The organism is Aquirufa sp. ROCK2-A2 (genome assembly GCF_054558485.1).
Genome location: NZ_JBPXKA010000004.1, coordinates 176,381 through 190,608 on the forward strand (window position 1 = coordinate 176,381; position 14,228 = coordinate 190,608).

The window sequence follows — 14,228 nt, forward strand, 5'->3', positions numbered from 1 at the left end:
ATTACCAAGATTTTGTGGTGGATGCAACTACCTGCAGTCCTATGGCATAGGGATGGTTAGTACCTGAGATACCCGCACAACTATTATTACCATACCTACATCCAACGGAGGCAATTGGATAGGTTGAATACAAAACTCCAGAGCTATTAATATGTCCTACATAGGTGTTGGTTCCAGAATGGGTCGTAGGCTTTTTAACGGTAAAATACCGAGTCACATAGGCGGTCCATCCGACTGGTGTTGATATATTGGTCAAACAATTCTGAGCAGTTGAGGGCGAAGCAGAAGCGGTAATACGAATATGTCCAGTTACGGTATTGTATGTTTGATAGGCAACCGCGATAATATACGAATTGGGACTTAATAGATCCACAGTCCCTGGGGATGCATTATTCACCCCCCCCGTGGTTCCAAAAGCAATATGTGCACCTGCCATCGATCCCATATAACCTTTTTTAGTAGCTCCTGTCACATTGGCTAAGATTGCATTGTATTCAGCAAGTGTAATTGGAACCAAAGTACTACTTGCCGCAGCGTCATAAGCGGAACAAGAAGTACAACCAGCAACTGCCAGCGCAGATCGAATTCTATCCGAATTTACCATGGGAAGATAAGGTGTTCCTACCACTTGTGCCTTTAGAGTACATGATTGAATAAACAACAACAAAAAGATTAATAAGCGCTCCATGTTCTCATTTGATTATTCTCAGCATTCTGAATATCGGCCAAATTGGTCACTACATTCTTAAATAAAATCGCTTCTCCAATAAAGCCATTATGACCAGCAGAAACCGCTTGACCTGTATTTCCTAAACCAAAACTAGTGTGACCCGAATCATAATAATCCGTTTTACCACCACCATTTAATTTTTGCACACCACTTACTCGAACCAGTTTAGTAACAAGGTTACGTTGAAAGGAATATTGTTTCCATACACCATTGCTGGTTGAGTTTGAGAATGCTCTAACTCCTGCACAACATATCTCTCCTGCGTCAAAATATAAATTACCATCTGACCAATTCAGATGCGCTGACCACCTGCCTGTATTAGCATAGCCAAAACAAATGGGAGTAACTCCTACCGAAGGAGTGGCGACTAAGAAGAAAGAGCCATTGACTCCTAAAGTTGCCCCATTGGCTGATAATAAGACATTAGAAGCATAGGGGCAATACAAATTTTCCACTCCAGTATATTTCAAATAAAATAAGCCATTTTGACTCCCTGCCACCTGTGGCTGAGCTGCAGCGGTATTTTGAATGGCATTACGAGCATTTCCGCTTTGGTCATACCAAATAGACACCCTTATTTGCGGAGCACCTGTGGCAAAAGTCGTCCAGGTCATTTGTTGACCAGACGTATAGGTGCTTGTACCCACTACTGCCACGGTACAAATAGAATTTCCACTTGTTTTTCCAGTATCATCAAATGCCACATCTACTTGCGCATTGTTATCCGTCCGTCTGGCGCGGTAACAAAATCCAGTGTACGCGCTTTTCACTTTACGGAAACTGTACATAAAACTGATATTACTAGAAGCGACATTCTCCAAATAATCGGTATGAGGTGGGAAATATCCCCACATTTGTCCTTGAGCAACCATTGGAACGACGAGCAATAATAAGATCCATTTTCTCATATTAGAAACCTGTTGCCATGTAATAATAAACGTTAGTACCCATCACCAAAAAAGTATACAATGTATGCTTACCAGCAGTAGTGGCGCCATTGTTGATGGATTTGATAGTGAAACCTGAGGCTGTAAAACTCGCTGTTCCAGATGTAGCACCCTGAACAGCTAAGGTATACGTTCCACCATCTTTCATATTGGTTATGGTAAATGCCCCCGCACTTGCTGTAGTATATGCTAAATTACTTTTTGAAAAATCAATGGTGGTGGCAGCCGCTGCATTGAAGGCAGTCGTGTTGGTGGAAGCACCATTGACTTCTAAGGTAGAACCTGGTGCAGTAGTACCAATACCCACATTCCCTCCTGCAGAGTTTAATACCAAAGGTAAAGTTGTGGTGGCGGCCTTATTGTGCGATTGGATATAAGCACCGAAAGGAGATCCCACGAGGGTACCCATATCCAAGGAATGATTGGTGGGCCCATCTATTCTAAAGGTGGCATTGGTTTGATCCGTACCTAAAGGTGATACAGCATTGTTCGATCCTTGAACTACTAATTTATTCAGAGGAGTTTGTTTATTGACCCCGACATTTCCTGTTTGTGATTGAATGGTCATCCGAGATACCTGAGTATTATCATTGCTGGCATTCCCGGTGGTAAATTCTAAATTTTGTTGATCTTGATTTTTTGCAGCTGGAATTACTGAACGAATAGTTGTAAACCAAGAATTTGATGTACCTAAATTAATTTGGCCTGTGGTAGTTTGTGCTACGGGTCCATTGGCCGCTGGATAATAAAGTCCAAGTACAGCAGCACTACTAGGTTCATACACGGTCAATCGATTGGAAGGTGAAATGGTATTGATACCCACCAAGCCAAGGCTATCCGCATATACCCGAACAGAACCAGCACCATTACCAAGGGCAACAATATTACTCTTGTTACTTGCTCCGATGTTTAGAGAAGAAGTAGTACCACCGATGATGGTGTTATTGCTACCGCTCACTAAATTGGAATTACCCATAGAGATATTTCCACTACCTGTTGTAATATTAAATCCACCGGATGAGCCTACCAACACATTGTTTGAACCGGTAGACACGTTCTCCCCTGCTCGGTAACCTAAAATCGTATTTCCTGCCCCAGAGGTATTATTTTTACCCGAATTGTAACCTAAGGCCGTATTATTCCCTCCTGTAGTTAAATCTAGAGAATAAGCACCTACGGCGACATTGTTAGCTGAAGTTAAATTATCTGACAAAGCCTCAACACCAATCGCCACGTTCTGACCACCTGTTGTAATATTTACACCACTGTTATACCCTAAAGCAGTATTGTTACTGGAGGTGGTTTGATTTTTTAACGAATATGTTCCTATTCCCACATTATTCCCTCCAGTGCTAAGAAAGGCGAGCGCCTGAGTTCCCATACCGACATTATTAGACCCAGTTGTTTGATTAAATAATGTTTGAAAACCTATCCCCACTGAATTTACACCCGTCGTGTTATTTGCTAAAGCACTAAAACCAACCCTTGTATTGGATGAAAAATTACCTCCACCTTTTCCGATATCCACACCGTTGATTTTTTTATCAACTCCTCCTAATTCTTGAGCAGCTGTGTTGTTCACAATCCCTGAAGCGGTGGCACTTACTACCGCAAAATTTTTGGTAGCATTGGAAAAAGATAATCTACGTAAAAGACCATCTGAATTGGAGGTTACTAAACTGTCGGTAGCAGCCCCACTTCTTAAGGTATCTATTTCTACTTGTCCATTAATATGTAATCTTTGACTTGGACTTGTAGTACCTATTCCAATTCTACCAGTTGCATTTTTAAATTGCAAACCACTAGTTATACTCGTACTAAAAAGCGCAAAATCACGGTTTTTAGTGTCCAAATTATTTTGATTATTGTATGCGCCGATTTCTAAATAAGTACCAAAGTTGGAAGATGTTCCCATTTTTAATTTAGGACCTACCACATCGGTAGGATCCATGGTAAAAGCATTTGTTGTAGAGGAACTGATGGCTTGTAAATAACCATTATCAATGGTTGCACTTCCTGTACGGTGGATAGCAGTTGTTTTGTCACCTCCAGCATCAGTGGTTGTGCCGGTGGTATACCAGGCAGTATTTTTAATATCTGAAATTAATTGCTCACTGATTTGACCAGTCGTGGGGTGTTTAACCAACACTCCTGTAGCTACTGTTGTATTGGGCACAGATTGTATTCTGGCACTTCCAAGTACATCTAAATTGTAAGCTGGCGTCGTGGTAGAAATCCCAACATACCCATTCGCTTGCCATGTCATGATATTAGAGGTGGTGGTTGATCCACCGTCATTCATGGCCAAATCCATTCTTGTATTTGCAACACCACCTGTTGAGTAAGAACCCAAGTTAAATTGAGCTATATTATCCCATTTAACACCGCTGTTGGTAGGTCTAGATAATCGTAATACTTGAGCATCAGCATTAACTGTGTTTGTTGCAACAAGAGAACTAACATGCAAGTTAGTAGAAGGTATAGAAGTACCAATTCCCAGTCTATTGTTTGTTTGATCCCAAAAGAAAGAGGAAGATTGAGCTAAATTACCCGTTGTGCCACCATAAGTTACTTGGCCATTACTCAAACCTGAAATAGAGGAACCCGTTAAAGAAGCTATACCTACATCTCCTGTAGAATTAAGCCCTAAAATACCTGAGAAAATAGATGTACCAGCTGTTGTGTTTGTTAAATTGGTAAAACGTAAACCGGAAGACCCAGCTGTACCGGAACTAATTTCCAATTTAGTATTGGGCGAAATTGTACCTATACCTATTTTACTTAAATTCTGATACATCACACTGTTACCGAGGGAATTGGTTCCAGTAAAAAGGGGGACATAATTGGCTGTCCCTACAATGGACGTTTTTTTCAAATAAGGACTTAACATAGATGAGGTATCTGTCAAAGTACCCCTTTGATCGACATATTTTGCTTGAGCAAAAACGTTCAAAGATGCAGTCAATAAAACAAAGCAAACAAAAATAATTTTTTTCATTCTTTTTTTATTATTAGTACACATAATCAATTGTGATACGGTCGCCAGCTACTAAAGCTTGACTTGCGTTATTGGCTGCCGTATAGGTAACCGTTGTTCCTGATACGGAGAAACTAGTTTTTGGTAAACGAATACCATTTCTAAACATAGCTACTCTACCCATCGGAGTGTTACTGATGGTAAAACTAGTTTGACCTACAGTAGCAGTAAATTCATCTGTTTCCAATTGCATACTTGCCGGAACCCAGTTGGTTCCATCAAATTTCAACAATTGGTTGCTGGTAGGTGCAGTTGTACTCACAGAAGTACCTTGAATTTTCACCACTGAAGGAGATGCAGCGGTTCCACCCAAATCTCCCGCTAATTGAATTTTACCTTTCACAGAAGAAGTAGCATCAGCTATGGTGGCTGCAGCAACGGCTGACGTCACAAAAGCCGTTGTCGCAAGGTTGGTGGTATTATCTCCTGCTGCTTGAGTTGGCGCTGTTGGTGTCCCTGTCAATGCTGGTGATGCCAAAGGAGCGTAAGCAACTGCATCAACACTACCATCTGCTTTTAGAAATTGAGAAGCGGTTCCACCTGATTTGATGAATTTATCCGCTTTTGCATTACCTGAAATTTCTAATTTCTCTGTTGGAGTGGTCCAGTTAATACCAATATTTCCATTGTTTAAAATGGTTAATCGCTCCTGAGAAGCACCGCTTGTGGTTGAATAGAATCTAATATTACCCGTATTATTCAAACTATTTTTCAACAAGAAATCGGTTGTATTGGAAGCGAATTGTCCGATATATGCTCCATTGGATACCCAATCGATTCGTGGTGCATTCGAACTGGTATTAATTTCCATTCCATACCCGGTTCCTGCAGCACCAGCAGTATTTCGAACGCTAATTCCACCAACGACATCCACATTGTTTTGTGGAGTTGTAGTTCCCACCCCTATTTTTTTGTTGGTATAAATATCAACTGTTTTATCACTCAATACATCGGTGGTGGTTCCTGTTTTGTAAAAAGGAGTTCCCGAAGCCGCAGCAACAAATGCTGTTGTAGCAATTTGAGTAGTACTTGTACCTGCTGCAGCTGTTGGTGCTGTTGGAGTACCTGTTAAGGCAGGAGATGCCAATGGCGCTTTGGTTGATACATAATTTTCAACTGCTGAAACACTTGGATATTTAGTTGCTGAGGTAGCATCCGTTGTCATGTTTGTTGACAAGTTTGCTGTTGTCTGAGCGCCTGTTACATCGGCTACTGGGATAGTTGAACTAGCCGTCATAGCTGTTGTTCCTGTTCCTTTTACATAACCTGTTAAGCTTGTTGCTCCAGTTCCCCCTTTGGCTACTGTAACGGTTTCACCAATTTTTGCATTGGTAATTGCCGCATCTGCTACATCAGCTGTAGAAATTGTTCCGTCCAATACTTTTGCACTAGTTACTGCATCACCTGCTAAATCAGCAGCAGCGATGGTTCCGTCTAAAATCTTCGCACTGGTAATGGCATTGGCAGCCACGGTTGGTAAAGCAGCTGTTCCTGATAAATCGCCAGCTAATTGAATCTTTCCTTTGACTAAACTGGTAGCATCAGCAATAGTAGCTGCAGCTACAGCTGTGGTGACAAAAGCTGTGGTAGCAATGTTCGTAGAATTATCATTTACCGCAGGAGTTGGTGCTGTTGGAGTACCTGTTAAGGCAGGAGATGCCAATGGCGCTTTGGTTGATACATAATTTTCAACTGCTGAAACACTTGGATATTTAGTTGCTGAGGTAGCATCTGTTGTCATATTTGTCGACAAGTTTGATGTCGTCTGTGCTCCTGTTACATCGGCTACTGGGATAGTTGAACTAGCCGTCATAGCTGTTGTTCCTGTTCCTTTTACATAACCTGTTAAGCTTGTTGCGCCAGTTCCCCCTTTGGCTACTGTAACGGTTTCACCAATTTTTGCATTAGTAATTGCCGCATCTGCCACATCAGCTGTAGCAATTGTTCCGTCCAATACTTTTGCACTAGTTACTGCATCACCTGCTAAATCAGCAGCAGCGATGGTTCCGTCTAAAATCTTGGCACTTGTAATGGCATTGGCAGCCACAGTTGGTAAAGCAGCTGTTCCTGATAAATCGCCTGCTAATTGAATCTTTCCTTTCACAGCTGTAGTTGCATCTACGGTTGCATTGGCTGTAACATAGTTTTCAACCGCTGAAACACTTGGGTATTTAGTGGCTGATCCGGCATCAGTTGTCATGCTTGTCGACAAGTTTGCCGTTGTCTGCGCTCCTGTTACATCGGCTACTGGGATAGTTGAACTAGCCGTCATAGCCGTTGTTCCTGTTCCTTTTACATAACCTGTTAAGCTTGTTGCTCCAGTTCCCCCTTTGGCTACTGTAACGGTTTCACCAATTTTTGCATTAGTAATTGCCGCATCTGCTACATCAGCTGTAGCAATTGTTCCATCTAAAATTTTCGCAGTGGTTACTGCATCACCTGCTAAATCAGCAGCAGCGATGGTTCCGTCTAAAATCTTGGCACTTGTAATGGCATTGGCAGCCACAGTTGGTAAAGCAGCTGTTCCTGATAAATCACCAGCTAATTGAATCTTTCCTTTCACAGCTGTAGTTGCATCTACGGTTGCATTGGCTGTAACATAGTTTTCAACCGCTGAAACACTTGGGTATTTAGTGGCTGATCCGGCATCAGTTGACATGCTTGTCGACAAGTTTGATGTCGTCTGTGCTCCTGTTACATCGGCTACTGGGATGGTTGAACTAGCCGTCATAGCTGTTGTTCCTGTTCCTTTTACATAACCAGTTAAGGTTGTTGCGCCAGTTCCCCCTTTGGCTACTGTAACGGTTTCACCAATTTTTGCATTAGTAATTGCCGCATCAGCCACATCAGCTGTAGCAATTGTTCCGTCCAATACTTTTGCACTAGTTACTGCATCACCTGCTAAATCAGCAGCAGCGATGGTTCCGTCTAAAATCTTGGCACTTGTAATGGCATTGGCAGCCACGGTTGGTAAAGCAGCTGTTCCTGATAAATCACCAGCTAATTGAATCTTTCCTTTCACTGCTGTAGTTGCATCTACTGTTGCATTGGCAGTAACATAGGTTTCAACTGCTGAAACACTTGGATATTTAGTTGCTGAGGTAGCATCTGTTGTCATATTTGTCGACAAGTTTGATGTCGTCTGTGCTCCTGTTACATCGGCTACTGGGATAGTTGAACTAGCCGTCATAGCTGTTGTTCCTGTTCCTTTTACATAACCTGTTAAGCTTGTTGCTCCAGTTCCCCCTTTGGCTACTGTAACGGTTTCACCAATTTTTGCATTAGTAATTGCCGCATCTGCTACATCAGCTGTAGCAATTGTTCCGTCCAATACTTTTGCACTAGTTACTGCATCACCTGCTAAATCAGCAGCAGCGATGGTTCCGTCTAAAATCTTGGCACTTGTAATGGCATTGGCAGCCACAGTTGGTAAAGCAGCTGTTCCTGATAAATCACCAGCTAATTGAATCTTTCCTTTCACAGCTGTAGTTGCATCTACGGTTGCATTGGCTGTAACATAGTTTTCAACCGCTGAAACACTTGGGTATTTAGTGGCTGATCCGGCATCAGTTGTCATGCTTGTCGACAAGTTTGATGTCGTCTGTGCTCCTGTTACATCGGCTACTGGGATGGTTGAACTAGCGGTCATAGCCGTTGTTCCTGTTCCTTTTACATAACCTGTTAAGGTTGTTGCGCCAGTTCCCCCTTTGGCTACTGTAACGGTTTCACCAATTTTTGCATTAGTAATTGCCGCATCTGCTACATCAGCTGTAGCAATTGTTCCGTCCAATACTTTTGCACTAGTTACTGCATCACCTGCTAAATCAGCAGCAGCGATGGTTCCGTCTAAAATCTTGGCACTTGTAATGGCATTGGCAGCCACAGTTGGTAAAGCAGCTGTTCCTGATAAATCACCAGCTAATTGAATCTTTCCTTTCACAGCTGTAGTTGCATCTACGGTTGCATTGGCTGTAACATAGTTTTCAACCGCTGAAACACTTGGGTATTTAGTGGCTGATCCGGCATCAGTTGACATGCTTGTCGACAAGTTTGATGTCGTCTGTGCTCCTGTTACATCGGCTACTGGGATGGTTGAACTAGCGGTCATAGCCGTTGTTCCTGTTCCTTTTACATAACCAGTTAAGGTTGTTGCGCCAGTTCCCCCTTTGGCTACTGTAACGGTTTCACCAATTTTTGCATTAGTAATTGCCGCATCTGCCACATCAGCTGTAGCAATTGTTCCGTCCAATACTTTTGCACTAGTTACTGCATCACCTGCTAAATCAGCAGCAGCGATGGTTCCGTCTAAAATCTTGGCACTTGTAATGGCATTGGCAGCCACAGTTGGTAAAGCAGCTGTTCCTGATAAATCGCCAGCTAATTGAATCTTTCCTTTCACAGCTGTGGTTGCATCTACGGTTACATTGGCTGTAACATAGGTTTCAACCGCTGAAACACTTGGGTATTTAGTGGCTGAACCGGCATCAGTTGTCATGCTTGTCGACAAGTTTGCCGTTGTCTGCGCTCCTGTTACATCGGCCACTGGGATAGTTGAACTAGCCGTCATAGCCGTTGTTCCTGTTCCTTTTACATAACCTGTTAAGGTTGTTGCGCCAGTACCACCATTGGCAACAGTAATCGTTTCACCAATTTTTGCATTGGTTACAGACAAATCTGCTAAATCAGCAGTTACGATAGTTGCATCTGCGATGTCATCACTAGTAACTCCATCATGAGCAATGTCAGCAGTTACAATGGTTGCATCAGCAATTTTAGCTGAGGTGATGGCATTGGCTGCAACTTCGGGTAAAGCCGCCGTTCCAGTTAAGTCGCCGGCTAATTGAATTTTACCTTTTACGGAAGATGTTGCATCTGGAGTAGCGGCAGATACTTTATTATCTACATAGGTTTTAACAGCTAATTGGCTTGGATAATTGGTATCATTGGAAGAAGCAAAAGTTCCATCAATGGATTTATTGGCTGTGGTTTCCGCACCAGTTACATCTGCGACAGGTATGGTAGAAGATGCAGTTAAAGGTGAAGTTCCATTTCCTTTAACATATCCATTCAAGGACGTAGCACCCGTACCACCATTGGCTACGGCAATAGTTGTACCATTCCAAGTACCTGTTGTAATTGTTCCTAGGGTATTAATGGATGATTGACCTACATAAGAAGTTGAGATATCAATGGTAGGAACGGTAGAAGCATTGGTTACACTAATTCGATTGGCTGTTCCGGTAACTGTGGTCACGGTACCTCCTGTAGAATTCAATGTATTTCCGCTTATGGATAAGCCGGTACCTAATGAAATTTCAGCTGTTGCAGTTCCACCTGAAGAAGCGGAACCTAATAATAAACTTTGGGCTGATAGATTTTGAATTTTCGACAAGGTTACGGCCCCGTTGCTGATGCTTGTTGTAGCTGAACCAGCGGAAGTAGTTACATCTCCCGTTAATGCTGGCAAAGTTGAAACTGGAATGGTTGTTAATGCCTCCACATTACCTGTTCCGGTTGTTGAACGACCAAGTACTACACCAGAAGAAACTGTTTGTATTTTAGCGAACGTCACCTTATTGCTTCCAATTTCTGGAGCAGTTGCTGTTCCAGCCAAATCACCAGCTAGTTGAATTTTACCTGTTGCTGAAGAAGTTGCATCCGGAGTAGCTGCAGTAATTTGAGCATCCACATAGGCTTTGTTGGCGGCATCTGTTGCATTGGTTGGAGTATCTGTTAAAGTGATTTTCTTTCCTGTTGGGAATGTCAAATTACCTGCCATTGTACTACCTGCTAACTGAACATATCGAGCATCGGTTGCTGATAAATTCGACGTTACTTCTTGCCAGTTGGAACCATCGTAAATAAATGTACGGCCATTATCATTGGCATTTGTTTCGCCAGAAAGGACATAAATATCACCATTCGAAGGACTTGTTACAACACTTGTTCTATTGGATAAAAGTCCGGTATAAACGGTACCAAAAGGTACAGTTACTTCACCATTGGCATTAGGAGTTGCACCATTTACTTTTCTAACCGCACCCACCACATCAGCAGCAGGAATGGCACTCACTGTCGTAAAATTAGCACCCGTAGAAGCTTGTTTAACATAGCCGGAAGTTGAGGACATATTGGCTCCTGATCCACCTTGGGCAACAGGAACGATTGCATTTCCTGAAATGGTTCCATTTAATACAGGAGACCCGATGGTAGGAGTTGTTAGTGATCCCGAAGTACTCAAAACAACATTGCCTGTTCCTGTTACAGGAATTTCTTGAGGAGTGGTTGTGGCACCGGTTGTATTACCTAGAATGGTATTATTCGAAATATTAGGTAATGAAGTTAAATAAGGTATGGCATTGGGTTCAGTAAATTTATTACCCACATACGTTTTAACTGCCTTTTGAGTTGGATAAAAATCATTGCTTGGTGAACTACCACCCATATCTGTGTCAATTGATTTATTTGAAAGATCCTCTTTCAAGTTTAATGCTGTTTGGGTAGATGATCCTACTGCATTATTAACTTGATTTTCCACGAAGGTTTTTACAGCTAATTGAGTTGGATAATTAGTATCATTTGCATTTACGCCATCCATATCGGTGGCAGTAGATTTATTTACCACAGCCTCAGCTCCCAAATTGGTTAATGCTCCTGTTGCAGTTGTTGCCCCTGTACCCCCATTTTCAATAGCAATGGCTCCTGAAATTTTAGCAGTGGTAATGGTTGCATCAGCGATATCTTCATTGACAATGGATGCATCTAAGATTTTAGCACTGTTTACAGCGCCATCAGCTATTTTAGATGTAATCACTGATGATGATGCTAATTTTGCTGTTGTTACATTGGCATCAATTATTTTATCCGTAGAAATTGAATTATCGCTTAAGTCAGCTGTCACAATCGTTCCATTAACAATTTTAGCTGTGGTAATGGCATTATCAGCAATTTTAGCTTCTGTTACATTGGCATCTAAGATTTTGGATGTAATCACCGAATTAGATGCTAAGTCACTTGCTACGACTTCTCCATCTGCTATTTTATCAGAAGTCACTGCATTAGCGGCAAGTTTAGCATTGGAAATACCGGCATCCTTCACTTTTAATTCACTTGCCGTTGTACCTAAGCCTTCAATCGTTGTTTGATCCGCGACTACACCTAAATCATTTTTATCTAACCAGGCTACTTGTCCAGTACCATCCGTGATTAATAAAGTATTATTAGCCCCAGGAGCAATTTTAGCTGTAGTTACATTGGCATTCGCAATCTTGGCTGTTGTAATATTGGCATCAGCGATCTTAGTTGTGGTAACAGCAGCATCCGCTAATTTGGCGGTTACGATTCCTAAATCTTTTACTTTGAAAGGATTGGTGTTGGTTCCTGTTCCTTCAATGGTGCTCAAATCAGCAATTCCACCAAAATCATCTTTATTGATCCATGCAACAGCACCCGTATTATCGGTAATTAAAACTGTATTATTAGCACCAGGAGCTATTTTCGAAGTTGTGATGGCAGAATTAGCTACTTTAGCTGTAGTTACATTGGCATCGGCAATCTTGGAAGTTGTTACATTAGCATCTGCAATTTTAGCAGTAGTCACATTCGAATCAGCAATTTTAGCGGTTGTTACGTTCGAATCTGCAATTTTAGCAGTGGTTACATTTGCATCTTTAATATCAGCCGTTTGAACTTCTCCATCTTTAATTTTATCGGTTGTAATAACATCAGCAGCCAATTTAGCATTGGTCACATTTAAATCGGCAATTTTGGTTGTAATTACAGCTGCATCGTTAATTTTAGCTGTGGTTACATTGGCATCGGAAATTTTAGCAGTCGTTACATTCGCATCGGCGATTTTAGCGGTTGTTACATTCGCATCCGCAATTTTAGCGGTGGTCACATTGGCATCTTTGATATCTTCTGTCTGAACTTCACCATCTTTAATTTTATCAGTCGTAATCGCGTCGGCTTCTAATTTCGCATTAGTTACATTTAAGTCGGCAATTTTAGCAGTAGTTACATTCGCGTCCGCGATCTTCGCAGTAGTAACGTTGGAATCAGCAATTTTAGCTGTGGTCACGTTTGCATCCGCAATTTTAACAGTAGTTACCGCTGCGTCATTGATTTTGGCCGTTACGATACCTAAATCTTTTACTTTGAAAGGACTAGCAGTAGTACCAGCTCCTTCGATGGTCGACATATCAGCCACTGCGCCAAAAGAATTTTTATCTAACCATTGAACAGCTCCATTGACATCTGTCACTAAAACTGTGCTATTGGAACCAGCCGCTATTTTGGCGGTTGTAATAGCTGAATTAGCTACTTTAGCGGTTGTTACATTCGCATCTGCCATTTTAGCGGTGGTCACATTCGCATCTTTGATATCTGCTGTCTGAACCTCACCATCTTTAATTTTATCAGTCGTAATCGCGTCGGCTTCTAATTTAGCATTGGTTACATTTAAGTCGGCAATTTTCGTGGTAGTTACATTGGCATCCGCAATTTTTGCTGTGGTAACATTACCATCAGCAATTTTAGCAGTGGTTACGTTAGCATCAGCGATTTTAACTGTTGTAACCGCTGCATCTTTAATCTTAGCGGTTACGATTCCTAGATCTTTTACTTTGAAAGGACTAGCAGTTGTACCAGCTCCTTCAATGGTCGACATATCAGCCACTGCGCCAAAAGATGTGTTATCAATCCAGGCTACTTGACCAGAATTGTCAGTCACTAAAACTTTATTATTACCACCTGAAGCAATTTTAGCGGTTGTAACATTCGCATCAGCGATTTTAGCTGTCGTTACATTGGAATCTGCAATTTTAGCAGTGGTTACATTGGAATCTGCAATTTTAGCTGTCGTTACATTCGCATCTTTGATATCAGCAGTTTGAACTTCTCCATCTTTGATTTTATCCGTGGTGATTGCATCTGCTTCCAATTTGGCATTGGTCACATTTAAGTCGGCAATTTTCGCTGTGGTTACATTCGCATCTGCAATTTTAGCGGTTGTTACGTTGGCGTCAGCGATTTTAGCTGTGGTTACGTTTGAATCGGCAATTTTAGCAGTCGTTACATTCGCATCTTTTATATCAGCCGTTTGCACTTCTCCGTCTTTGATTTTATCTGTTGTGATCGCATCGGCTGCTAATTTTGCATTGGTCACGTTTAGGTCGGCAATTTTGGTTGTAATTACCGCTGCATCGTTAATTTTAGCGGTTGTTACATTCGCATCCGCAATTTTAGCAGTCGTTACATTGGCATCAGCAATTTTAGCAGTGGTAACGTTGGAATCCGCGATTTTAGCAGTTGTTACATTCGCATCTTTGATGTCAGCGGTTTGCACTTCTCCGTCTTTGATTTTATCTGTTGTGATCGCATCGGCCGCTAATTTTGCATTGGTCACGTTTAGGTCGGCAATTTTGGTTGTAATTACCGCTGCATCGTTAATTTTAGCGGTTGTTACATTCGCATCCGCAATTTTAGCAGTCGTTACATTGGCATCAGCAATTTT

The 14,228-nt window shown here is 41.8% G+C and carries 4 protein-coding genes; all 4 read right to left on the minus strand.

All coding sequences use genetic code 11. The features are described from left to right. Window position 1: 1 nt before the first annotated feature. Genes V7S76_RS08220 through V7S76_RS08235 form a run of 4 tightly spaced genes read right to left on the minus strand, consistent with a single transcriptional unit; the run spans window position 2 to window position 14,120 of the window. Window positions 2–688, minus strand: coding sequence for a hypothetical protein (locus tag V7S76_RS08220; RefSeq protein WP_459509598.1), 687 nt, complete (start codon window positions 686–688; stop codon window positions 2–4). Next, entirely contained in the window at window positions 673–1,638 is a 966-nt protein-coding gene (locus V7S76_RS08225) for a hypothetical protein (RefSeq protein WP_459509599.1), read from the minus strand. Before V7S76_RS08225 ends, V7S76_RS08220 begins: the two co-directional genes overlap by 16 nt. Window position 1,639: 1 nt before the next feature. Next, window positions 1,640–4,675 (minus strand): beta strand repeat-containing protein, encoded by a 3,036-nt coding sequence (locus V7S76_RS08230; RefSeq protein ID WP_459509600.1) that lies wholly within the window; start codon window positions 4,673–4,675, stop codon window positions 1,640–1,642. 13 nt (window positions 4,676–4,688) lie between these two features. Beyond that, on the minus strand, window positions 4,689–14,120 hold the full coding sequence (locus V7S76_RS08235; RefSeq protein ID WP_459509601.1) for a beta strand repeat-containing protein: 9,432 nt from the start codon (window positions 14,118–14,120) through the stop codon (window positions 4,689–4,691). Window positions 14,121–14,228 lie beyond the last annotated feature (108 nt).